This is a genomic window from Streptomyces virginiae, assembly GCF_000720455.1.
GTDB lineage: Bacteria > Actinomycetota > Actinomycetes > Streptomycetales > Streptomycetaceae > Streptomyces > Streptomyces virginiae.
Map to the genome: position 1 here is coordinate 124,848 of NZ_JOAK01000010.1, position 23,880 is coordinate 148,727.

16 protein-coding genes and 1 pseudogene are annotated in these 23,880 nt (G+C 71.8%); 10 read left to right on the plus strand and 7 right to left on the minus strand.

Going from position 1 to position 23,880, the window contains the following annotated elements; translation table 11 throughout:
- Position 1 precedes the first annotated feature (1 nt).
- From IG86_RS0117440 to IG86_RS0117450, 3 genes and pseudogenes are all read left to right on the plus strand, one after another.
- Positions 2 to 943, plus strand: coding sequence for a FadR/GntR family transcriptional regulator (locus IG86_RS0117440; protein ID WP_276329191.1), 942 nt, complete (start codon positions 2 to 4; stop codon positions 941 to 943).
- A gap of 368 nt (positions 944 to 1,311) precedes the next feature.
- Positions 1,312 to 2,806 (plus strand): annotated as a pseudogene (locus IG86_RS38805) (RNA polymerase sigma factor).
- 135 nt (positions 2,807 to 2,941) lie between these two features.
- Complete coding sequence (locus IG86_RS0117450; protein ID WP_078848077.1) at positions 2,942 to 3,871, plus strand: S1 family peptidase; 930 nt, start codon at positions 2,942 to 2,944, stop codon at positions 3,869 to 3,871.
- Between the two features lie 106 nt (positions 3,872 to 3,977).
- On the opposite strand, the gene IG86_RS0117455 is transcribed toward IG86_RS0117450, so the two are convergent.
- The gene (locus tag IG86_RS0117455) at positions 3,978 to 4,211 is read right to left on the minus strand and encodes a DUF7455 domain-containing protein (RefSeq protein WP_030028922.1); all 234 of its coding nucleotides are present in this window, start codon (positions 4,209 to 4,211) and stop codon (positions 3,978 to 3,980) included.
- Between the two features lie 447 nt (positions 4,212 to 4,658).
- Here IG86_RS0117455 and IG86_RS0117460 point away from each other — a divergent pair, with 447 nt between their 5' ends.
- The 3 genes from IG86_RS0117460 to IG86_RS0117470 all read left to right on the plus strand — a co-directional run bounded on the left by IG86_RS0117460 (position 4,659) and on the right by IG86_RS0117470 (position 9,030).
- Positions 4,659 to 6,779, plus strand: a complete 2,121-nt coding sequence (locus IG86_RS0117460; protein ID WP_030821367.1) for a DNA gyrase/topoisomerase IV subunit B — start codon at positions 4,659 to 4,661, stop codon at positions 6,777 to 6,779.
- Positions 6,780 to 6,955: 176 nt separating this feature from the next.
- On the plus strand, positions 6,956 to 7,441 hold the full coding sequence (locus IG86_RS0117465; protein ID WP_037848134.1) for a DUF485 domain-containing protein: 486 nt from the start codon (positions 6,956 to 6,958) through the stop codon (positions 7,439 to 7,441).
- Positions 7,438 to 9,030 carry a solute symporter family protein gene (locus IG86_RS0117470; RefSeq protein ID WP_030821371.1) on the plus strand — a complete coding sequence of 531 codons (1,593 nt, stop codon included), beginning with the start codon at positions 7,438 to 7,440 and terminating at the stop codon, positions 9,028 to 9,030. Before IG86_RS0117465 ends, IG86_RS0117470 begins: the two co-directional genes overlap by 4 nt.
- 9 nt (positions 9,031 to 9,039) lie before the next feature.
- On the opposite strand, the gene IG86_RS0117475 is transcribed toward IG86_RS0117470, so the two are convergent.
- From IG86_RS0117475 to IG86_RS0117485, 3 genes are all read right to left on the minus strand, one after another.
- A complete protein-coding gene (locus IG86_RS0117475) occupies positions 9,040 to 9,741 on the minus strand; it encodes a DUF7342 family protein (protein ID WP_030897775.1) in 702 nt (233 codons plus the stop codon).
- Positions 9,738 to 11,339: an ATP-binding protein gene (locus IG86_RS0117480; RefSeq protein ID WP_244305907.1), complete on the minus strand. Its 1,602-nt coding sequence runs from the start codon at positions 11,337 to 11,339 to the stop codon at positions 9,738 to 9,740. Before IG86_RS0117480 ends, IG86_RS0117475 begins: the two co-directional genes overlap by 4 nt.
- An 85-nt stretch (positions 11,340 to 11,424) precedes the next feature.
- The gene (locus IG86_RS0117485; RefSeq protein ID WP_030821377.1) at positions 11,425 to 12,660 is read right to left on the minus strand and encodes a citrate synthase; all 1,236 of its coding nucleotides are present in this window, start codon (positions 12,658 to 12,660) and stop codon (positions 11,425 to 11,427) included.
- A gap of 65 nt (positions 12,661 to 12,725) precedes the next feature.
- Here IG86_RS0117485 and IG86_RS0117490 point away from each other — a divergent pair, with 65 nt between their 5' ends.
- Positions 12,726 to 13,901, plus strand: a complete 1,176-nt coding sequence (locus IG86_RS0117490; RefSeq protein ID WP_173429189.1) for a citrate synthase/methylcitrate synthase — start codon at positions 12,726 to 12,728, stop codon at positions 13,899 to 13,901.
- Positions 13,902 to 13,925: 24 nt separating this feature from the next.
- Positions 13,926 to 15,020, plus strand: a complete 1,095-nt coding sequence (locus tag IG86_RS0117495) for a CobW family GTP-binding protein (RefSeq protein ID WP_030821382.1) — start codon at positions 13,926 to 13,928, stop codon at positions 15,018 to 15,020.
- A 24-nt stretch (positions 15,021 to 15,044) separates the two neighbouring features.
- On the opposite strand, the gene IG86_RS0117500 is transcribed toward IG86_RS0117495, so the two are convergent.
- The 3 genes from IG86_RS0117500 to IG86_RS0117510 all read right to left on the minus strand — a co-directional run bounded on the left by IG86_RS0117500 (position 15,045) and on the right by IG86_RS0117510 (position 20,766).
- Complete coding sequence (locus IG86_RS0117500) at positions 15,045 to 15,953, minus strand: CAP domain-containing protein (RefSeq protein WP_030821384.1); 909 nt, start codon at positions 15,951 to 15,953, stop codon at positions 15,045 to 15,047.
- Positions 15,954 to 16,111: 158 nt separating this feature from the next.
- Positions 16,112 to 18,202: a restriction endonuclease gene (locus IG86_RS0117505; protein WP_030897781.1), complete on the minus strand. Its 2,091-nt coding sequence runs from the start codon at positions 18,200 to 18,202 to the stop codon at positions 16,112 to 16,114.
- 107 nt (positions 18,203 to 18,309) lie between these two features.
- Entirely contained in the window at positions 18,310 to 20,766 is a 2,457-nt protein-coding gene (locus IG86_RS0117510; protein WP_030821388.1) for a DNA gyrase/topoisomerase IV subunit A, read from the minus strand.
- A 240-nt stretch (positions 20,767 to 21,006) separates the two neighbouring features.
- On the opposite strand from IG86_RS0117510, the gene IG86_RS0117515 reads away from it, so the two are divergent.
- Both IG86_RS0117515 and IG86_RS0117520 read left to right on the plus strand, forming a co-directional pair.
- Positions 21,007 to 22,374, plus strand: coding sequence for a M16 family metallopeptidase (locus IG86_RS0117515; protein WP_030821390.1), 1,368 nt, complete (start codon positions 21,007 to 21,009; stop codon positions 22,372 to 22,374).
- 20 nt (positions 22,375 to 22,394) lie between these two features.
- Positions 22,395 to 23,762, plus strand: a complete 1,368-nt coding sequence (locus tag IG86_RS0117520; protein ID WP_030897784.1) for a M16 family metallopeptidase — start codon at positions 22,395 to 22,397, stop codon at positions 23,760 to 23,762.
- The last annotated feature ends 118 nt before the right edge of the window (positions 23,763 to 23,880 follow it).

Consider the following 23,880-nt stretch of genomic DNA (forward strand, 5'->3'; position numbering starts at 1 on the left):
TGTGCTTTTCACCAAAGACCTCAAGGGTCATGGAGGCACGACCGACAAAGGATTCGTGAGTACCCTTGCGCACACCATGATGACCGCCGCCCGCCATGCCGACTCCGGCCTCGCCGGCGCGGGCGAACTCGACCGCTACCCCTACGCGGAGGCCCCCGGGTCCGACCGCGTCGGAGCACCCCACTGGGACGGCGCCGACGTCGAGTTGAGCCGCGTCGGCCGCCGCGCGGCAGGCAGCCGCGGCCGCGGACTCCACGGCCAACTCGTCCAGCAGCTCGGCCAGATGATCGTCTCCGGCGACCTCGGTGCGGACCGCCCCCTGGTCCCCGAGGAGATCGGCCAGCGCTTCGAGGTCTCCCGCACGGTCGTCCGCGAATCGCTGCGGGTCCTGGAGGCCAAGGGCCTCGTCAGCGCCCGCCCCAACGTCGGCACCCGCGTCCGCCCCGTCGCCGACTGGAACCTGCTCGACCCCGACATCATCGAGTGGCGCGCCTTCGGGCCCCAGCGCGACGACCAGCGCCGCGAGCTGGGCGAGCTCCGCTGGACGATCGAGCCGCTCGCCGCCCGCCTCGCCGCCGGCCACGGCCGGCCGGACATCCAGCAGCGCCTGGCCGACATGGTCGAGATCATGGGCCACGCCCTCGGCCAGGGGGACTCGATCACCTTCGCCCGCGCCGACAACGAGTTCCACGCGCTCCTCATCCAGGTCGCCGGCAACCGCATGCTGGAGCACCTCTCCGGCATCGTCTCCGCCGCCCTCCAGGTCTCCGGCAGCCCGATGACCTCCTGCGACCGCCCGAGCGAGGCCTGCGTCGCGCACCACGCACGGATGGTCGAGGCCCTCGCCGCGGGTGACGCGACGGGTGCCGAGAGCGCGATGCGCCAGCTCCTGACGGTTCATCCGGAGGTCGAGCGCGTGGTTCCCGCCCCGCGCGAGCACTGACGGGCGGGTGCGCGGGGGTGTACGAGACGTCGCCGGGCCCGGTCGGGCCCGGCGACACCGGCGTGCGGACCCCTTCAGGAGCCGCCGCTTCCGCTCCGGAAACCGAGGGGTGTGACCGTATGACCGGCATCCGCGCATACGGGGTGTGACTCGGGACACGAAGATTGGGCGTAACGCTCCGCGAGGTCGCGCGATGACTTAAGAGGTGATGGCCGACGGAGGGAAGACAGCAGCCCTTGGGGGTGCTGTGCAGCTCCCCGGCCCCTGCCCGCGCCGCCGGCCCATCCCCGGTCGGTGGTCGTCGGCTCCGGTCCAGCACCACCAGGCCCGGGGTCGGAAGCCGTTCCCATCGTTCCGAGAGGTTGTTCGTGTCGGCCAGCACATCCCGTACGCTCCCGCCGGAGATCGCCGATTCCGAGTCTGTGATGGCGCTCATCGAGCGGGGCAAGGCCGAGGGGCAGATCGCCGGCGATGACGTGCGTCGGGCCTTCGAGGCTGACCAGATTCCTGCGACCCAGTGGAAGAATGTTCTGCGCAGCCTCAACCAGATCCTCGAGGAAGAGGGTGTGACGCTGATGGTCAGTGCCGCGGAGTCGCCCAAGCGCACCACCCGCAAGAGCGTCGCAGCGAAGAGCCCGGCCAAGCGGACGGCCACCGAGCCCGTCAGGAAGACGGCGGCCAGGACGACGGCGGCGCAGCCCGCCGTCCCCGCGGTCCCGGCGGCCGAGACGGCGGACCCGCAGGCGCCGGACGCCCTCGTCGAGGAAGCCGCCACGGAGCCCGTGGCCAAGAAGGCGGCCGCGAAGAAGACGGCCGCGAAGAAGGCCGCGCCCGCCAAGAAGACGGCCGCCAAGAAGACCGCCGCGAAGAAGACCGCCGCCAAGAAGGACGCCGACGAGGCCGGCGAGGACGAGAACACGGAAGAGGGTCCGGACGCCGTCAAGGCCGAGGGCGACGAAGAGGACGAGAGCGGGGAGAACAAGGGCTTCGTCATCTCGGACGACGAGGACGACGCCCCGGCCCAGCAGGTCGTGGTGGCCGGCGCCACCGCCGACCCGGTCAAGGACTACCTCAAGCAGATCGGCAAGGTCCCCCTCCTCAACGCCGAGCAGGAGGTCGAGCTCGCCAAGCGCATCGAGGCGGGCCTGTTCGCCGAGGACAAGCTGGCGAACTCCGACAAGCTGGCCCCCAAGCTCAAGCGCGAGCTGGAGATCATCGCCGAGGACGGCCGCCGCGCGAAGAACCACCTGCTGGAGGCCAACCTCCGCCTCGTGGTCTCCCTCGCCAAGCGCTACACCGGCCGCGGCATGCTCTTCCTCGTGGTGGATCCGCCAGGCGATCACCCGCGCCATGGCCGACCAGGCCCGCACCATCCGCATCCCCGTGCACATGGTCGAGGTCATCAACAAGCTCGCCCGCGTGCAGCGCCAGATGCTCCAGGACCTGGGCCGCGAGCCCACCCCGGAGGAGCTGGCCAAGGAACTCGACATGACCCCCGAGAAGGTCATCGAGGTCCAGAAGTACGGCCGCGAGCCGATCTCCCTGCACACCCCGCTGGGCGAGGACGGCGACAGCGAGTTCGGCGACCTCATCGAGGACTCCGAGGCCGTCGTCCCGGCCGACGCCGTGAGCTTCACGCTCCTGCAGGAGCAGCTGCACTCGGTGCTCGACACCCTGAGCGAGCGCGAGGCGGGCGTGGTGTCCATGCGCTTCGGCCTCACCGACGGACAGCCCAAGACCCTCGACGAGATCGGCAAGGTCTACGGGGTCACCCGTGAGCGGATCCGCCAGATCGAGTCGAAGACGATGTCGAAGCTGCGCCACCCGTCCCGCTCCCAGGTGCTGCGCGACTACCTGGACTGAGCCGGCGGGCGACCGCGGCGGAGGAGGGGCGCCGGCCGCGGCGATGCAGACGGTGGCGGTGGCCGCGCGGGTGCGCTCGGCCACCGGGCATCCCACTCTGGGTGGAGTCATGCACACTCGGAGTCAGGAGGCCTCATGCGTCGTCCCTTTGCCCGTGTCCTGGCGGGCGCGCTGACCCTGGCGGCGGGAGCGGCCGCGGCGCCGCTCGCCCAGATGCCCCAGGCGGTCGCGGACAGCGTGGTGATCGGCGGGAAGCCGGTGAAGGCGGCCGACAGTCCCTGGGTCGTGGCCCTGGCCAGCCGTGACCGGTTCGGGGGTACGCGGGACGGGCAGTTCTGCGGGGGCGTCGTGGTGGCCCCGACCAAGGTGGTCACCGCGGCCCACTGCCTGGGCCGACAGGTGCTCGGCGGGCCGGTCGAGTCCGTGTCCGACTTCCGGGTGATCGCGGGCCGTACGGAGCTCAGGGCGGCCGACGGCCGGGAGATCGCGGTGCGCGGGGCGCGGGTGAACCCCGACTACGACCCCCAGAGCAACGCCGGGGACCTCGCCGTACTGGAGCTGGCGGAAGCCGTGCCGGCCCACCACGTGCTGCCCATGGCGGAGGCGGGGCACCCCGCGTACGCGGCGGGCACCGAGGCGGCCGTCTACGGCTGGGGCGACACGAGCGGGTTCGGTGACTATGCGTACGCACTGCGGGCCGCGCGCGTGACGGTGCTGGCGGACGAGGTCTGCGGGCGCGCCTACCCCGGGGACGCCGACGGACAGTACCGGGCCGAATCCATGGTGTGCGCGGGAGACGGCGCAGGCGGCAAGGACGCCTGCCAGGGAGACAGCGGCGGGCCGCTGGTCGCGCAGGGGCGGCTCATCGGGCTGGTCTCCTGGGGGCGGGGCTGCGGGCGCGCCGACAGTCCCGGCGTGTACACGCGCATCGCCCCGCTGGCCGGCTTCGTGACGGCCCCGGAGAGGACCGCACAGCCGGACGGGGGCCCGAACGCCGCGTGGGGACCCCAGAGGGGCTCCGGGACGCGGGCAGGGTCCGTACAGGGGCATCGTGCGGCGCAGTAGCCGGCTGCGGACGTGAGGACGGGCGGCACCCCTGGGTCTCAGGGGTGCCGCCCGTCGACCGGCCTGGCCGGTCCTGGCTCGTCGGATGCGAGGTTCGGCCTGTGTGTCAGCGGTCCTCGGGTTCGGCGTGGGCAGCCGGAGCGGACGTGAGCCGCTCGGTCTCATCCTGTATTTCCGCGGCGATCTTCTTGAGTTCCGGCTCGAACTTGCGACCGTGGTGGGCGCAGAAGAGCAGTTCACCGCCGCTCAGCAGGACGACGCGCAGATATGCCTGGGCGCCGCAACGGTCGCATCGGTCAGCGGCCGTCAGCGGGGTCGCGGGTGTCAGAACAGTAGTCACGTCGCCTCTTCTCTAGCTCGACGAGCTGTCGTACCAGGGTCAACATCCAACCAGGCCGAAAACGTTCCCGCTCGCGGCTTTTCCTCGAAACTTCCTTCCGAAGCTGGCCGGCTGTTGCCGGTTGGCGGCGAAGGAGCCGTATTGCGTTGCTTTACGGTTTCGCGTTGTCACTCGTGCGCTTGTTGCAGTTCCATCCTCCCCGGCGAGAGTGCCAGGTTGTTCATGAGGACGTGCCCGAACCCTAAATGGTTCATGCGCGGAAGGGAACGTGATGTTTCCTTCACCCGCCCGGGGGATCGAACATCCGTGCGGATCTGCACTAGGCTGAGGAAAGCGCGAGGGTGGCGTTGCATCGGCTCTACCTGGCCTCGGTACCCTTCGAGCGGCACCCGAGCCACCCCTGCGCCCGACCGGGCCAGAAAAGAAATTCAGCGAGGAGCGAACTGCGTGACCGCCGACACGTCCGTGCCTTCCAGCGCGCTGCTGTCCGGAGCAGACCGGGACGGTTCCAACTACACCGCGCGGCACCTGCTCGTCCTCGAAGGGCTGGAGGCCGTCCGCAAGCGCCCCGGCATGTATATCGGCTCCACCGACAGCCGGGGCCTCATGCACTGCCTGTGGGAGATCATCGACAATTCCGTCGACGAGGCCCTCGGCGGCTACTGCGACCACATCGAGGTGATCCTCCACGAGGACTCCTCGGTCGAGGTCAGGGACAACGGCCGCGGCATCCCCGTGGACGTCGAGCCCAAGACCGGCCTGTCCGGCGTCGAGGTCGTCATGACCAAGCTGCACGCGGGCGGAAAGTTCGGCGGCGGCTCGTACGCGGCCTCCGGCGGTCTGCACGGCGTCGGCGCCTCGGTGGTCAACGCCCTCTCCGCCCGGCTGGACGTCGAGGTCGACCGGGGCAGCTCCACGCACGCCATCAGCTTCCGCCGCGGCGTCCCCGGCATGTTCACCGAGCAGGGCCCCGAGAGCCCCTTCGACCCGGCGAACGGCCTGCGCAAGGTCAAGCGCATCGCCAAGGGCAAGACCGGCACCCGGATCCGCTACTGGGCCGACCGCCAGATCTTCCTCAAGGACGCCCGCCTCGGCCTGGAGACGCTCTACCAGCGCGCCCGGCAGACCGCCTTCCTCGTCCCCGGCCTGACCCTGGTCGTCCGCGACGAGCGGGCCATAGACGGCGCCGGCAAGACCGAGGAGACCTTCCGCTTCGACGGCGGCATCAGCGAGTTCTGCGAGTACCTCGCCCAGGACAAGGCCGCCTGCGACGTGCTGCGGCTGACCGGATCGGGCACCTTCAAGGAGACCGTCCCGGTCCTCGACGACCGTGGCCACATGACCCCCACCGAGGTCACCCGCGAGCTGGGCGTGGACATCGCCCTGCGCTGGGGCACGGGCTACGAGACCAACGTCAAGTCCTTCGTGAACATCATCGCCACCCCCAAGGGCGGCACCCACGTCACCGGTTTCGAACGCTCGGTGACCAAGACCGTCAACGAGGTGCTGCGCTCGGCCAAGATGCTGCGCGTCGCCGAGGACGACGTGGTCAAGGACGACGCGCTGGAGGGCATGACGGCCGTCGTCACCGTCCGCCTGGCCGAACCCCAGTTCGAAGGCCAGACCAAGGAGGTGCTCGGCACCTCCGCCGCCACCCGGGTCGTCGCCGCCGTGGTCGCCAAGGAGCTCAAGGCATTCCTGACCTCCACCAAGCGCGACGACAAGCAGCAGGCCCGCGCCGTGATGGAGAAGATCGTCGCGGCCGCCCGAACCCGGATTGCGGCCCGCCAGCACAAAGAGGCCCAGCGCCGCAAGACCGCGCTGGAGACCTCCTCGCTCCCCGCCAAGCTGGCCGACTGCCGCAGCGACGACGTGGACCGCAGCGAGCTCTTCATCGTCGAGGGGGACTCCGCCCTCGGCACCGCGAAGCTCGCCCGGAACTCCGAATTCCAGGCGCTCCTGCCCATCCGCGGCAAGATCCTCAACGTCCAGAAGTCCTCGGTCTCGGACATGCTCAAGAACGCCGAGTGCGGGGCGATCATCCAGGTCATAGGGGCCGGCTCGGGCCGGACCTTCGACATCGACGCCGCCCGCTACGGCAAGATCGTGCTGCTCGTCGACGCCGATGTCGACGGCGCGCACATCCGCTGCCTGCTGCTCACGCTCTTCCAGCGGTACATGCGCCCGATGGTCGAGGCCGGTCGGGTCTTCGCGGCCGTCCCGCCGCTGCACCGGATCGAGCTGGTCCAGCCCAAGCGGGGCCAGGACAAGTACGTCTACACGTACTCGGACAACGAGCTGCGCCAGACCCTTTTGGAGTACCAGCGCAAGAACATCCGCTACAAGGACTCGATCCAGCGCTACAAGGGCCTCGGCGAGATGGACGCGGACCAGCTGGCGGAGACCACCATGGACCCCCGCTTCCGCACCCTGCGCCGGATCAACATCGGCGACCTGGACTCGGCCGAGCAGGTCTTCGACCTGCTCATGGGCAATGAGGTGGCCCCGCGCAAGGAGTTCATCACCAGCTCCGCGGCGACGCTGGACCGCTCGCGCATCGACGCCTGAGCACGGGGGCACCGGAGGCCGGCGGCGCCTGACACGGGCGGGCGCCACCGCACACCGGTGCCCTTCGCTCCATCACCTGTTGGAGTGAAGAGCACCGGTACACCAGTCCGGAAACCGTCCATTCCGCACATCCTTGTGGGCACGCGGCCAATGCGGCAGCGGACAAGGAGAGTTCGGTGGACAAGCACGAAGGTCGTGATGCCGGAACGATCCGGCTGGACGACCCCTGGTACGACGCGCTGGCCGTCGGCTGGGGCGAGGGCGAGGAGCCGTCCCCGCCGCGGCCGGCCGCGGCCGGCCGCCCGGCGCCCGGCGCATCCGACATCTACCTGGAAGTGCAGCGCAGCGCCGCCTTCCAGGAGGTCCGGAGCCGCTATCGCCGGTTCGTCGTCCCCGCGACCGCCGGGTTCTTCCTCTGGTACGTCGCCTACGTGGTCGCCGCGACGGCCGCGCCCGGCCTGATGGCCCGGCCCGTCCTGGGCGCGGTCAACGTGGCCATGCTGGCGGGGCTCGGCCAGTTCCTCAGCACCTTCCTGCTCACCTGGGCCTACGCCCGGCACGCACGGCTGCGCCGGGACCGGGCCGCGCTCGACCTGCGCTGGACGGTCTTCGAGCAGGAACGCGGCCAGGAGCGGACCCGGGCGAGGAGGGCGGGCCGGTGACGACCGAGCACCAGACCCTCGCGCTGATGCTGTTCAGCCTGTTCATCGCGGTGACCCTGGGCATCACCACCTGGGTCAGCCGCAACCGGCACGGTTCGGCCGAGGAGTTCTACGCCGGCGGGAGACTCTTCTCCCCGATGGAGAACGGTTTCGCCATCGCGGGCGACTACATGTCCGCGGCCTCCTTCCTCGGCATCTCCGGTCTGATCGCCCTCTTCGGCTACGACGGCCTGCTCTACTCGGTGGGATTCCTCGTCGCCTGGCTTGTGGTGCTCTTCCTCGTCGCCGAACTGGTGCGCAACTGCGGGCGCTTCACCCTCGCCGACGTAGTCGCCGCCCGGATGAGCGAGCGCCCGGTGCGGATCGCCGCCGGCATCTCCTCGGTCGTCGTGTCCGTGCTCTACCTCGTCGCGCAGATGGTCGGCGCGGGCAGCCTCGTGGGGCTGCTGCTCGGGAACTCGAGCCCCGTGGCCCGGACCCTCACCGTGATCGGGGTGGGCGCCCTGATGGTGGTCTACGTGTCCTTCGGCGGCATGCGGGCCACCACCTGGATCCAGATCGTGAAGGCCGTGCTCCTGATGGGCGGGGCGATCACCCTGACGGTGCTCGTGCTGCTGCGCTTCCACGGCGATTTCGACCGGCTGCTCACCACCGCCGCCGAACGCAGCGGGTACGGAATGGAGTTCCTCAGCCCCGGCCTCAAATACGGCGGGGACTGGACCGCCCGCTTCGACTTCATGAGCCTGGGCCTCGCGCTCGTCCTGGGGACCGCCGGGCTGCCGCACATCCTGTCGCGCTTCTACACCGTGCCCACCGCCCGCGCGGCCCGCCGCTCGGTGGTGTGGGCGATCGGGCTGATCGGCAGCTTCTACCTGATGACCATCGTGCTCGGTTTCGGTGCGGCGGCCCTGGTCGGGCCGGACGAGGTCCGGGCTTCCAACGCCTCGGGGAACACGGCCGTTCCGCTGCTCGCGGCCTTCCTCGGCGGGGGTGCCGAGACGACCGGTGGCGCGGTGCTGTTCGCCTTCGTCGCCGCCATCGCCTTCGCGACCATCCTGGCCGTGGTGGCCGGCATCACCCTGGCCTCGTCCGCCTCCGTCGCGCACGACCTGTACGCCTCGCTCAAGCGGAGGCGGGCCAGGCAGCGCAGCGAGGTCTCGGTGGCCCGGGGCGCGGCCGTGGGAATCGGGGCGGTGGCCATCGCCCTCGGGCTGCTCGCCCAGAACCTCAACGTGGCGTTCCTGGTGGGGCTGGCCTTCGCGGTGGCGGCCTCCGCCAACCTTCCGGTGCTGCTGTACTCGCTGTTCTGGCGCGGTTTCACCACGCGCGGTGCGGTCTGGTCGGTGTACGGGGGCCTGGTTCCGGCGGTGCTGCTCGTCCTGGTCTCGCCCGTGGTGTCGGGCAGCCCGGAGTCGCTGTTCCCGGGAGCGGACTTCCAGTTCTTCCCGCTGCAGAACCCGGGGATCGTCTCGATCCCGCTGGGCTTCCTGGCCGGCTGGCTGGGCACGGTCACCTCCGGTGAGGAGCCGGACGAGGCGAAGCACGCGGAGACGGAGGTCCGCTCGCTGACCGGCGCCGGAGCGGTCTGAGCCAGGCCGTCAGACCGGTCCCTCCGAGGGGAGCCAGGTGTAGCGGTGCTCGGGGCGGCCGGTCTCGCCGTAGCGCAGGGCCAGGGTGACACGGCCGTTGCGTTCGAGGAGCTTCAGGTAGCGCTGGGCGGTCTGGCGGCTGATGCCCGCGCGGTCGGCGATCTGCTGGGTGGACAGCGGGCCCTCGGCCGTGCGCAGGACCTGGCGGACGAGTTCGGCCGTGGTGGGGGAGTGGCCCTTGGGGAGCTCGTTCACGGTGCCCGCTCCGGCCAGGGCTCCGAAGATCCGGTCCACTTCCGCCTGTTCGGCCTCGCCGCCCGTGTCCAGGGTGCGGCGCAGCGAACCGTACGCCTCCAGCCGGGCGCGCAGCCCGGCGAAGGTGAAGGGTTTGACCAGGTACTGGAGGGCCCCGAGGCGCATGGCGGCCTGCACGGTGGCCAGGTCGCGGGCGGCGGTGACCATGATCACATCGGTGCCGTGGCCGCGCTGGCGCAGGCGGCGGACCAGGTCCAGGCCGTTCTCGTCGGGGAGGTAGTGGTCGAGGAGGACCAGGTCCACCGGGTGGGTGGAGAGGAAGTCCAGGGCCTCGGCCGCCGAATGGGCCTGCGCCGTCACCCGGAATCCGGGAACCTTCGCCACGTACGCCGCGTTGATCCGGGCAACACGCATGTCGTCGTCGACGACCAATACGTGGATCGGGGTCTCGTTCATCGCAGGGCCTCCGGGAGTACGACGGAGAATTCCGCCCCTCCGTCCGCTGCTTCACCGGCCCGGGCGCTGCCGCCCTGTCGCTCCGCGAGGCGGCGTACGAGGGCGAGGCCCAGGCCGCGCTCGCGGTGGGCCCGGGGCTGCTTGGTCGACCAGCCCTCGGTGAAGATCTCCTCGCGGCGCGCGGCGGGGACCCCGGGGCCGCTGTCGCGCACCCGCAGCACGGCGGTACGGCCCTCCGCGTGCAGCTCGACCTCGACCAGGGGCGCGGCTCCGCCGGCGGCGGCGTCCAGGGCGTTGTCCACCAGGTTGCCGACGATGGTGACGAGCCCGCCCGGGTCGACCAGGCGGTCGGGGAGGAGGGTGGCCGCGGCCAGCCGCAGGGGGATGCCGCGTTCGGCGGCGACGGTGGCCTTGCCGACGAGGAGGGCGGCCAGCAGCGGGTCGTGGACCCTCTCGGTGACCTGTTCGGCGGTCGTGCGGTGCACGCCGACGACTTCCGTCACGAATTCCACCGCCTCCTCGTGCAGGCCCAGTTCGAGCAGGCCGAGGAGGGTGTGGAGGCGGTTGGCGTGCTCGTGGTCCTGGGCGCGCAGGGCGTCGATGAGGCCACGGGTGGAGTCGAGTTCGCGGCTCAGGTGCTCCAGTTCGGTGCGGTCGCGCAGGGTGGCGACGGCGCCCCCGTCCTCGGTGGGCATGCGGTTGGCGACCAGGACCCGGGGGCCCTGGACGGTGAGCAGGTCCCGGCCCGTCACGCGGCCGGAGAGTACGTCGGCGGTGCGGCCGGCGCCGAGGACGTCCTCCAGCGGGCGTCCGGCCAGGGTGCCGGTGGCGTCGGGGCTGAGGCCCAGCAGGCGGGCGGCCTCGTCGTTGACGAGGCGGACGCGGCCGTCGGGGGCGAGGGCGATCACGCCTTCGCGGATGGAGTGCAGCATGGCCTCGCGCTCGGCGAGCAGGCCGGCGATGTCGGAGAAGGCCAGGTCGCGGGTCTGGCGCTGGATCCTGCGGGAGAGGAGGTAGGCGGCGAGGGCGCCCGCGGCCAGGGCGCCGCCCGCATAGGCGAGGAGCCCCGGGATGGCCCCGAGCAGCCGGTCTCGGACGCTGTCGTAGGCGATGCCGACGGAGACCGCGCCGACGATCTCGCCGTCGGCGGCGACGAGCGGGACCTTGCCGCGAGCGGAGCGGCCCAGGGTTCCGTCGTCGATCTCCATGACCTCGCGGCCGGCCAGGGCGTCGGCCGGGTCGGTGGAGACGGGCAGCCCGATCCGCTCGGGGCTCGGGTGCGAGCGGCGGATGCCGTCCAGGTCCAGGACGACGACGTACTCGGCGCCGGTCGCCCGGCGGATCCGTTCGGCCGAGGCCTGCACGGGGCTGTCCGGCGACGCCCCGGAGTCCAGGAGGCCGGCGGCGATCGAGGGGTCGGCCGCGGTGCTCTGCGCGATGGCCAGGGCACGCCGCATGGCCTGGTCGTCGAGCTGGGCGCCGAGCGGTGCCAGGAACAGGCCCGTGGCCAGCACGACGACCCCCGCGGCGATGGCCAGCTGGGTCAGCAGGATCTGCGAGACCGCCCGTCTGGGCAGCCCGAGGCGCCGAGCGCTCATGTGGGGGAACCGCATGGACAGCAACGGTAGGTCGGCCCCGGCAGAAGCGGAACGGTTGTGCCCTTTTTGTCGGCTACGCCATCGCCTACGGCATCGGCTGGGGCGGGCGTGGGCCGTGGTACTGGCCGCTCGGCCGCATGCGCAGCGGGCGCTCCTGGTACTCCTCCAGCGCGTGGGCGATCCAGCCCGCGGTGCGGGCCACCGCGAAGACGGTCTCGCCGGCCTCGGCGGGCATTCCGCACGACACCGTCAGCACCGCCAGGGCCAGGTCCACGTTGGCGTGCAGTCCGCCCTGACGGGCCATGACCGCGGCCACCTCGCGGGCAGCGGCCAGTGCGGGACCGGCTTGCCCCAGCCCTTCCAACCGGGCGAACAGCGCCCCCGCCCGGGGGTCCTCGCCCTGGTAGAGGCGGTGGCCCAGGCCCGGGACCCGGCGCCCGGCCCGCAGGTACTCGGCGACCACCGGAGCGGCCCCGCCCTGTTCCAGGACCTCCACCAGCATCCGGTGGGCGAGCCGCCCGGCCGCGCCGTGCAGCGGTCCTTCGAGCGCGCCGAGTCCGGCCGAGACCGCCGCGTACGGGTGGGCGCGCGCCGACGCCGCCACCCGTACAGCCAGTGTGGAGGCGGCCAGGTCGTGGTCGACCAGCAGCGCCAGCGCCAGGTCCAGCACGGCGAGCGCGTCGGGGTCGGGCTCCCGCGGTGTCAGCCGGGACCACAGCCGGCGGGCGATGCGGCCGTCGCCGGCCCATGCGGTGCCGGCCGCGGGCAGGGCGCCGACCAGCGTCGGAATCAGGCAGCGCGCAGAGCCCAGTACCGCCTCCTCCGACAGGTCGAAGCGCAGCGGATCAGCCACCGCGGCGGCGGCGACCGCCACCCGCAGCCGGTCCACCGGGCCGCTGTGCGCCGGCAGGGCCTCCACCGCCCGCCGGGCCGCCTCCAGCGCCTCCGGGGGAGCGGTGAACCGGGTCCCGGGGGTGAGGGTGCCCGTCCAGAGCCACTCGGCGACCTCCTCGTAGCGGTACCGCGAGGCCAGGGCCACGGCGTCGACGCCCCGGAAGTAGTACCGGTCGGGTTCGATGAGGGTCAGTGCCGTGCGGACGGAGAGTTCCCCGGCGGCGGGAGCCGCCGCCTCGCGCCGGCTGCGCCGGGCCAGCGCCTCCACCTCGACGGCGTCGAAGCTGCTGCCGCGCCCGGTGGGATCGCGGCGGCTGGCGAGCTGGCCCCGGCTGACGTAGGCGTACACCGTCGCCGGCTTCACGCCGAGCACCCGCGCCGCCTCCTGTGTGCTGAGCCTGCGTCCGCCCTCGGTCTGGTCACTCATGCCGAACACCCTACAGAGGGCTTGCAATGTTGATTTGATCAATATTGACAAGGATTCAATCCATCATGGATGGTCGATTCATGAACACCACCGACAGCACCATCGAAGGACCGCGGGGCCTCGCGGGAGTCGTGGTCACCGAAACCGAGCTGGGTGACGTCCGCGGCCGCGAGGGCTTCTACCACTACCGCCAGTACTCGGCCGTGGAGCTCGCCGCCGTCCGCGGCTTCGAGGACGTGTGGCACCTGATGTTCCGCGGCACGCTCCCCGCGGACGCCGCGGAACGGGCCGCCTTCGCCGCCGAGACCGCCGCGCTGCGCCGGCTCCCCGAGGAGGTACGGGCCGTCCTGCCGGACCTCGCCCGCGCCACCCGCCTCTCCGGCCCGCTCGCCGGGCTGCGCACCGCGCTCTCGCTCCTCGGAGCCTCCGCCGGCTTCCGGCCGGCGTACGACCTGACCCCCGAGCGGCGGGCCGCGGACGCGCTGGCGGCCTGCGCCGCCGTCCCGACCCTGCTGACCGCCCTGCACCGGCTGGGCCAGGGCCTGGAGCCGGTCGAGCCGCGCGAGGACCTCCCGTACGCCGCCAACTACCTCTACATGCTGACCGGCGAGGAGCCGGATCCGGCCCGGGCCCGCGCGGTCGAGCGGTACCTGATATCCACCGTCGACCACGGCTTCAACGCCTCGACGTTCACCGCCCGGGTGATCGCCTCCACCGGCGCCGACGTCGCCGCCTGCCTGACCGGGGCCATCGGCGCGCTCTCCGGCCCACTGCACGGAGGCGCCCCCAGCCGCGCCCTGGACACCCTCGACGCGATCGGCACCGTGGACCGGATCGGGCCGTGGATCCGTGAACGGGTTCTCGCAGGCGACCGGATCATGGGCTTCGGGCACCCCGTCTACCGCACCGAGGACCCCCGCTCCCGCATGCTGCGCGAGATCGCCCTCGGCTTCGGCGGCCCCCTCGTGGACTTCGCCGTCGAGGTCGAGCGCCAGGTGGAGGAGATCCTCGCCGAACTCAAGCCCGGCCGGGAACTGCACACCAACGTGGAGTTCTACGCGGGCGTGGTCATGGAGCTGTGCGGACTGCCGCGCGGGATGTTCACCCCGACCTTCTGCGCCGCCCGGGTCGTCGGCTGGAGCGCGAACATCCTGGAACAGGCCACCGATTCGAAGATCATCCGACCGGCCGCCCGGTACACGGGACCCACCCCGCCACAGCCGGTGCCGCTCCTCGACTGACCGGACCTGGCTACGATCGACCGGGTGAACAGCAGGCAGCCCATCCCCGTCGTCGTCCTCGCCGGATTCCTCGGATCCGGGAAGACCACCGTGCTGAACCACCTCCTCGCCGGCCGCGGCGGCACCCGGATCGGGGTCGTCGTCAACGACTTCGGCTCGATCGAGGTCGACGCGATGTCGGTGGCCGGCCAGGTCGGGGACTCGATGGTCTCCCTCGGAGGCGGCTGCCTGTGCTGCGCCGTCGACGGCAGCGAGCTGGACGCGTACCTGGAGAAGCTCTCCGCGCCCGTCCACAGGATCGACGTGATCGTCATCGAGGCGAGCGGCCTGGCCGAACCCCAGGAGATGATCCGCATGCTGATGGCCAGCGAGAACCCGGCCGTCCGGTACGGCGGCATGGTGCAGGTCGTCGACGCGGCGGAATTCGACGCGACCCGGGCCCGGCATCCGGAGACCGACCGCCACCTCGCCGTCGCGGACCTGGTGGTGCTCAACAAGACCGACCGGGTCGACGCGCGCGAACGGACCAGGATCGAGACCGAACTCGCCACGCTCTGCGCGCCCGGCACCCCGGTCGTGGGCGCCGAGCACGGCCGCATCGACCCGGAGCTGCTCTTCGACCGCCGGCCCTGGACCGAGACCCGGGGACAGCTCTCCTTCGAGGACCTGCTCGCGGAGGCCGGCGGCCACGACCACCGCACCCACGCGCACGCCGCCTACGAGAGCACGGAGTTCAGCTCGGAACAGGCCCTCTCCCCGCGCCGGTTCATGGACTTCCTCGACCGGCGCCCGGCCGGGCTCTACCGGATCAAGGGCTTCGTGTGGTTCGGGGTCCCCGGACACGAGGAGCGCTACGAGGTCCAGGCCGTCGGCCGCTTCCTCCGCTTCGCCCCGCAGCCCTGGGGGCGGGGCGAGGCACGCCTGACGCAACTGGTCCTGATCGGCTCGGGCACTGACGGCGAGGGCCTGGTGAGGGAGCTGGAGGCCTGCCGCGAGGAGGCCCCTCAGGACGCGAACCCCGAGAGCATGTGGGGCGTGCTGCGGTACGTCGACCGGCCCGCGCAGGAGTGGGGCGACGCCCCCGAGCCGGACATGTCCGAGACGCCCCTGACGTATTGATCACGCCCCGGGCGTGATCCTCCCCTACTTGCCGTCCGAGAAGTTGTGCACGCCCCACCAGCCGGAGGAGTCGTGGTACATGCCCACGCCGACCTCGGTGAACTCCGCGCTGACCTGCGCCTTGTAGTGACCGGGGCTGTGCCGCCACATCGACTGGAACTTCTCGGCGGCTTCCTGGGCGGTCATCGAGGCATCGCTCCACCACACGATGTTCTCGCCCGTCCAGGTACGCGAGCCGGTCTTCAGGTAGGCGCGTTCCTCCTCGGAGGAGTGGCCGAACCCGTTCTTCTGCATGTGCTCGGCCCACCTGCGGGCGAAGTCGCCGAGGTCCTGCCTGAGCACGAGCGGGGGCCTGCCGACGGTGGCCCGTTCGTCGTTCAGCAGCTGCAGGGACAACGACTGGGCCGTTCGGACGTCCTGCGTCGAGGTGCGGGCACCGGGGAGCTTCGGGTCCGGTCCCACCGGACCGTTCCCCGAAGGGCCGCGGCCCGGCTGCGCGGGCCGGTCCTGCTGCGCGGACTGCCCGGACGAGGGTTCGGCCGACGCCGCGGTACGCGAGGGGGAGGCGGCCGTGGCGCTCGCGCCCGGTGTCGCCCCGGCCGTGGGGGTCCCTTCCGCCGCACCGGCCCCGACGGTGGGTGAGGCCGGTCCGGCCGACGGGCCGCCCAGAGGGCCCGGGCCGACGGCGTCGGAGGACGAGGACGAGGAAGCGGCCGTCGCCGCGGTGCGGTCAGGAGCCTCGCCGGATATGAGCGTGTACGCACTCCCGGCTCCGGTCAGCAGGACCACGGCGGCGACCGCCACCGGCACGGGCACCTTCCTGCGGGTCCGGCGGCGACCACCGGCCACCCGGCCCGCGTGGCGCGGCCCGGAAGGCCGGTCCGGCCCCGCCGTGTCCACGCCCTGCCCGAACTCGTCGTCGCGCAACTGCATCGCATCTCCTCGGAGGTGTGACGGCCCACTCGGCCTGACACATGAGGAGCCCCGCGGGGCGGGCGGCGATAACACTTTCTCCGCGTTATCCGCGTGATCCGCGTGATCCGCGTGATCCGGCTCGATGCGTGCTCACCAGACGGCGGCAGGAAGCGGTCCTAGGCGACCTCGACGCCGTATTCGCGCAGCAGGTCCTCCAGGCCGCCGCGGTAGCCCTTGCCGCCTATCACGAAGTCCCAGTCGCCGTTGGAGCGGCGCCGGAAGGAGCCGAGCACCAGCGCGGTCTCCCCGGCCCGGCCGTCGGAGACCTCCAGCTGCCCGGCCTCCGCGCCCGCCGCGTCCAGGAGCCGGATCCGGGCGTCGGTGAAGCCGCCCAGGTCGGCATGCGGATCGGCCTCCGGGTCGACGGCGGCCACCAGTACCAGCCGGTCGGCCTCGCGCGGCAGGGCCTCGAAGGAGACCTCCAGCGCCGCCTTGTCCGGCGCCGCGTGCGCCCGGGCCCGTACCGAACCGTCCGGCGTGCGCGGATTGTTGAAGAACACGAAGTGGTCCTCGCTCAGCACCCGGTTGCCCGTGCAGACGAGGGCGCACACGTCCAGGGCGACCCGGCCGGACCAGCTCATGCCGAGCACGTTGTGGTCGGCGGGCGGGGCGGGCTCGGGAGAACGCTGCGCCGGGACCGCCCCCGCGGAACCTCCGCCGAGGCGCCCGCGCAGCCCGTACTGGTGCAGGAGCTCCACCAGCTTGTCCCCGGGAACCAACTCCAGCGGCTTGCCGTTGGAGAAGGTGTACGACGTGGGACCGAAGGACGAGGTGGTGACCAGCACCCCCTTGTTCGCCCCCTTGTCCTGGACCGTGCCGTACAAGTCCCGTACCGCCGTGGGCGGCACGGTGTTCCGGTAGCGCTTGACCTGTACCACGATGCGTCCGCCCGTGATCGGGGAAGGGTCGTTCGCCTCGATGTCCACACCGCCGTCCCCGGACCGCTGGGTGGTCACCGCCTCCATGCCCATCGCCCGGAAGAGCTCCGCCACCAGGTTCTCGAAGGCGATCGGGTCCATCACGAAGAGGTCCGGCTCCTCCTCGTCGTCGCCCCCGTGCCCGCCGTGGCTGACGACTCCTCCGCCGACCTCGTCGGGCCTGCGTCCCGGGCGTACGGCCGTCAGCTGGTCGGGCCGCGCCGACAGCTGCCCGCGCAACCCCTCCACCAGGCAGTCCACCGCGCTGACCTGCTCCAGCCGCAGCCCGGTGAAGGTGGAGCGGGCCGCCGACACCGAACCCAGGACGATCCGCGCCTCCTGCCCCGTCACCGGATCGTGGTCGTCCACGAACCCGTTGACCACCACCGACTCCAGTGCGCCGAACTCGTCCGCCGCGTACAGCTCACGCACCACCAGCAGCAGGCACTGCGCCAGCAGGTCCCGGTACAGTGCGCGCCGCTGCGTGGCGGGGCGGGCCGTCTCCTTGTCCTGGTCCGTACTCGGCATGTACCGAACCGACTTGGCCTCGGGCACCACCTGGAATCCCGGAAGCTGCCAGTCCAGTACCAGCTCCCGCCCGCCCCGGTCGTAGGCGGCGGCCAGCTGCCTGGGCAGCGCTTCGGGCCAGGCGGTGGAGGCGTAGAGAGCGGCCGAGAAGTACTCCACGGCGGCATCCGCGTCCCCAGCGCGCAGCGCCCTGGCCAGCTCGGTGAGGCCGTTGTTGTGCTCGCGGATCCCGGCGAGCTGCTGCGCGGCCCACTGGTCGTACTGCTGCCGGTACGCCGCCAGTTGCTGCTGCCGCTGCAGCTCGGCGGCATGAGCGGCCTGCCAGGCCTGGGTGTAGCGGGCGTGCGCGTCGCGCTCCGCCTGTGCCCGGCGGTTCGATCCGAGGGCCCAGCCGGTGTTCTGCTGCTGGAACTGCTCGATGCGCGGCATCGGCAGCGGATGTGCGAGGTTCCCCGGGGCGAAGGGTTCCAGCTGTTCGGACCTGATCAGCGCGGCCGTGCGGAACGCGGGTGCCCGGCAGCCCGCGGCCAGCAGCCCCTGCAGGGCGGCGACCTCCGCCTCGATGCGCTCGGTACGCCGTCGCGCCTCGGCCTCCCGGTGCTGGCGGTATGCCGCCTGCTGCTCGCGCTGCCCCCGCGCCGCCTCGCGTTCGTACGCCCGCTGTCGGCGTTCCGCCTCGCGGTGCTGGATCAGCTGTGTCTGCTGCATCCGGCGCTGGGCCTCGGCCCAGTCCCCGATCAAACCGCCCGACCGACGACTCATCAGCTCTGTGTTCTCCCGCCCCACCCGACAGTGCCAAGAGGGAAAACACTAGTCGCCATTCGGGTGGTACGTCCCCCGGACGTACCACCCGAATGGTCTGGAACCTCCTACAGCGCGGGTCCCGCCAGCGTCGCCACGGCCGCCGGCAGGGGCGCCCCCGAGCCGTCCCGGCGCGGGTCCGTGGCCGGCAGCTCGGCCGGAGTGCCGTTCGCCGCCGCCGCGCGGACGGGCGCGCCGCCGGCCCAGGCCAGCACCAGCAGGTCCTCGCCCTTGAGGAACCGCTGGCAGCGCACGCCGCCGGTGGCGCGGCCCTTGCGCGGGTACTGGTCGAAGGGGGTCAGCTTCCCGGACAGCAGGGAGTCGTCCAGGGTCCCGTGCGAGCCGGCCACCGTGAACACCATGGCGTCCCGGCCCGGGTCGACGGCCGAGAAGTGGATCACCTTGGCGTTCTCGGAGAGCTTGATGCCCGCCATACCGCCCGCCGGGCGGCCCTGCGGGCGCACCTGGCCGGCCGGGTAGCGCAGCAGCTGGGCGTCGTCGGTGATGAAGACCAGGTCCTCCTCGCCCGTGCGCAGCTCGACCGCGCCGACGATCCGGTCACCGTCCTTGAGGGTGATGACCTCCAGCTCGTCCTTGTTGGCCGGGTAGTCCGGCACGACGCGCTTGACCACGCCCTGCTCGGTGCCCAGCGCCAGCCCCTGCGAGGACTCGTCCAGCGAGGTCAGGCAGATCACCTTCTCGTCGGCCTCCAGTCCGGAGAGGAACTCCGAGACCGGTGCGCCGCCCGCGAGGTTCGGCGCGGCGTGCGTGTCCGGCAGCTGCGGCAGGTCGATCACCGAGAGCCGCAGCAGCCGGCCGGTGGAGGTGACCACGCCGACGTCGGCCCGCGCGGTCGCGGCGACCTGCGAGACGATCAGGTCGTGCTTGGCCCGGGAGCCGCCCTCGTCCTGCGGCAGCGGCTCGCCGTTCGCCGTACGGGCCAGCAGGCCCGTCGAGGACAGCAGCACCCGGCACGGGTCGTCCGCGACCTCCAGCGGAACGGCCGCCACCGCGGTGCCCGCCGACTCCAGCAGGACCGTGCGGCGCTCGGTGCCGAACTTCTTCGCGACGGCCGCCAGTTCCGCGGAGACCAGCTTGCGCAGCTCGTTGTCGGACTCCAGGATCCCGGTCAGCTCGTCGATCTCGCCCGTCAGCCGGTCGCGCTCCGACTCCAGCTCCAGGCGGTCGAACTTGGTGAGCCGGCGCAGCGGGGTGTCCAGGATGTACTGGGTCTGCGTCTCGCTCAGCGAGAACCGCTCCATGAGCCGGGCCTTGGCCTGGGCGGAGTTCTCGCTGTCGCGGATGAGGCGGATGACCTCGTCGATGTCGATCAGGGCCACGAGCAGGCCCTCGACGAGGTGCAGCCGGTTCCGGCGCTTGGTGCGGCGGAACTCGCTGCGCCGCCGGACGACCTCGAAACGGTGGTCGAGGTAGACCTCGAGCAGTTCCTTGAGGCCGAGGGTGAGCGGCTGCCCGTCCACCAGAGCCACGTTGTTGATGCCGAAGGACTCCTCCATCGGCGTCAGCTTGTAGAGCTGCTCCAGCACGGCCTCCGGGTGGAAGCCGTTCTTGATCTCGATGACCAGGCGCAGGCCGTGGGCCCGGTCGGTGAGGTCCTTGACGTCGGCGATGCCCTGGAGCTTCTTCGAGCCGACCAGGTCCTTGATCTTCGCGATGACCTTCTCGGGGCCGACCGTGAAGGGCAGTTCGGTGACGACCAGGCCCTTGCGGCGCGCCGTCACGTTCTCCACGGCCACCGTCGCGCGGATCTTGAAGGATCCGCGGCCGTTCTCGTAGGCGTCCTTGATGCCGGAGAGCCCGACGATCCGGCCGCCCGTGGGCAGGTCGGGACCCGGCACGAAGCGCATCAGCGCCTCCAGGTCCGCGTGCGGGTGGCGGATCAGGTGGCGGGCGGCCGCGATGACCTCGCCGAGGTTGTGCGGCGGCATGTTGGTCGCCATGCCGACCGCGATCCCGGACGCGCCGTTGACCAGCAGGTTCGGGTAGGCGGCGGGCAGTGCCACCGGCTCCTGCTCCTGGCCGTCGTAGTTGGCGGTGAAGTCGACGGTGTCCTCGTCGATCGACTCCGTCATCAAGGACGTGGCGTCGGCCATGCGGCACTCGGTGTAGCGCATCGCGGCCGGCGGGTCGTCGTTGCCGAGCGAACCGAAGTTGCCGTGGCCGTCGACGAGCGGCAGCCGCATCGAGAAGGGCTGGGCCATGCGCACGAGGGCGTCGTAGATCGACGCGTCACCGTGCGGGTGGAGCTTGCCCATCACCTCGCCGACGACGCGGGCGCACTTGACGTACCCGCGGTCGGGACGCAGACCCATCTCGTTCATCTGGTAGACGATGCGGCGGTGCACCGGCTTCATGCCGTCCCGGGCGTCGGGCAGGGCACGGGAGTAGATCACCGAGTACGCGTACTCGAGGAAGGAGCCCTGCATTTCGTCGACGACGTCGATGTCGAGGATCTTCTCCTCGAAATCCTCCGGCGGCGGGGTCTTCGTGCTGCGGCGGGCCATCGCTGCGCGGCTCCTTAACCAAGAATGTATGTGCTGGGTGTCTGGCTGGTCTGGCGGGGTCTGGCTGGGTCCTGCCGTTGTCCGGCGGGGGTACGACGCCGACCATTGTGGCCCGAGGGACCGACAACGCCGACTCCGACCCAGGTCTGGCCCGGGAACTTATCCGGTGGCCGACGCGCTTGCATACAGTGGCAGGTCTGACGGAAATCTCTGCATCGCGATCGAAGGGACCACATGCCCATGGGTCACACGGCCACAGCCCAGGCCGGCTCCGGCGGCCTGACAGCGACCGAGCACCGGCTGGCCAACGGCCTGCGCGTGGTGCTGTCCGAGGACCACCTGACCCCGGTCGCCGCGGTCTGCCTCTGGTACGACGTCGGCTCGCGCCACGAAGTCAAGGGGCGTACCGGCCTGGCTCACCTCTTCGAGCACCTGATGTTCCAGGGTTCGGCGAGCGTACCGGGCAACGGACACTTCGAGCTGGTCCAGGGTGCCGGCGGCTCCCTCAACGGCACCACCAGCTTCGAGCGCACCAACTACTTCGAGACGATGCCGACCCACCAGCTGGAGCTCGCGCTCTGGCTGGAGGCGGACCGGATGGGGTCGCTGCTGGCCGCCCTGGACGAAGAGTCCATGGAGAACCAGCGCGACGTCGTCAAGAACGAGCGCCGCCAGCGCTACGACAACGTCCCGTACGGCACCGCCTTCGAGCGGCTGACGGCCCTGGCCTACCCGGAGGGCCACCCGTACCACCACACCCCGATCGGCTCCATGGCCGATCTGGACGCCGCGTCCCTGGAGGACGCGCGCACCTTCTTCCGTACGTACTACGCGCCCAACAACGCGGTGCTGTCGGTCGTCGGTGACATCGACCCCGAGCAGACGCTCGCCTGGATCGAGAAGTACTTCGGCACCATCCCCTCCCACGACGGCAAGCAGCCGCCCCGCGACGGCTCGCTGCCCGACGTCATCGGGGAGCAGCTGCGCGAGGAGATCGTCGAGGACGTCCCGGCACGCGCGCTGATGGCCGCCTACCGGCTGCCGCACGACGGCACCCGCGAGTGCGACGCCGCCGACGTGGCGCTGACCATCCTGGGCGGCGGCGAGTCCTCGCTGCTGCACAACCGCCTGGTACGCCGCGACCAGACGGCCGTCGCCGCCGGCTTCGGCGTGCTGCGCCTGGCCGGGGCGCCGTCGATGGGCTGGCTGGACGTCAAGACCTCCAGCGGGGTCGAGATCCCCGCCATCGAGGCGGCCGTCGACGAGGAGCTCGCGCGGTTCGCCGCCGAGGGCCCGACCGCCGAGGAGATGGAGCGCGCCCAGGCGCAGCTGGAGCGCGAATGGCTGGACCGGCTGAGCACGGTGGCCGGGCGCGCCGACGAACTGTGCCGTTACGCGGTGCTGTTCGGCGACCCGCAGCTGGCGCTCACCGCCGTCCGGCGCGTCCTCGACGTCACCGCCGAGGAGGTGCAGGCCGTGGCCGCGGCCCGACTGCGGCCGGACAACCGCGTGGTGCTCGTCTACGAGCCCCTCGCGGCGGACGCGGCCGAGGGCGGAGAGGGCGAAGAGAACGCCGACAGCGACGAGAACGAGGGGGCGGAGCAGTGAGCGACACCGCAGCCGTCACGATGACCTTCCACCCGCGCCCGCAGGCCGGCGAGCCGCAGCCGTGGGCCTTCCCGGCCCCCGAGCGCGCGACGCTGTCCAACGGGCTGACCCTGCTGCGCTGCCACCGGCCGGGCCAGCAGGTCATCGCGGTCGAGATGAACCTCACCGCGCCCCTCGACGCCGAGCCCGAGGGCCTGGACGGCGTGGCGACCATCATGGCGCGCGCCCTGTCGGAGGGCACCGACAAGCACTCCGCCGAGGAGTTCGCGGCCGAGCTGGAGCGCTGCGGAGCCACCCTCGACGCGCACGCCGACCACCCGGGCCTGCGGGTCTCCCTGGAGGTGCCCGCCTCCCGGCTGGCCAAGGCGCTGGGCCTGCTCGCCGAGGCGCTGCGCGCGCCCGCCTTCGCCGACGCCGAGGTCGACCGGCTGGTGCGCAACCGGCTCGACGAGATCCCGCACGAGCTGGCCAACCCTCAGCGCCGCGCCGCCAAGCAGCTCTCCAAGGAGCTCTTCCCGGCGTCCCTGAGGATGTCCCGGCCGCGCCAGGGCACCGAGGAGACGGTCGCCCGTATCGACTCCGCCGCCGTACGCGCCTTCTACGAGGCCCACGTACGGCCCGCCACCGCCACCGCGGTGGTCGTCGGTGACCTGACCGGCATCGACCTGGACGCCGTCCTGGCGGACACCCTGGGCGCCTGGACCGGTGGCACCGCCGAGGCGCGTCCCGTGCCGCCGGTGACCGCCGACGACACCGGCCGCGTGGTCATCGTCGACCGGCCGGGCGCGGTCCAGACGCAGCTGCTGATCGGGCGCATCGGGCCGGACCGCCACGACCGCGTCTGGGCGGCCCAGGTGCTGGGCACGTACTGCCTGGGCGGCACCCTCACCTCCCGTCTGGACAAGGTGCTGCGCGAGGAGAAGGGCTACACCTACGGCGTGCGGGCCTTCGGCCAGGTGCTGCGCTCCACCGCCGACGGCAAGGGCGCCTCCATGCTCGCCATCAGCGGCTCGGTGGACACCCCCAACACCGGACCCGCGCTGGAGGACCTCTGGAAGGTGCTGCGCACCCTCGCGGAGGGCGGTCTGACCGACGCCGAGCGCGATGTGGCCGTGCAGAACCTGGTGGGCGTGGCCCCGCTGAAGTTCGAGACGGCGGCCTCGGTCGCCGGCACCCTGGCCGACCAGGTCGAGCAGGAGCTGCCCGACGACTACCAGGCGCAGCTGTACGCGCAGTTGGCCGAGACGGGCACGGTGGAGGCCACCACGGCCGTCGTGAAGGCGTTCCCGGCGGACCGGCTGGTCACGATCCTGGTGGGCGACGCCTCGGTCATCGCGGAGCCCGTGCGGGCCCTCGGGATCGGTGAGGTCACGGTCGTCACCAACTGACGTCGCAGGCGCCCGGACGACGGGCAACTGACGCACTTTTCAAGGGGCTCCGGCGATTTTCCGCCGGAGCCCCTTTTGTCCGTTTGGTGGTGAGGTTGCTTGTATGCGGTGTGGCGTA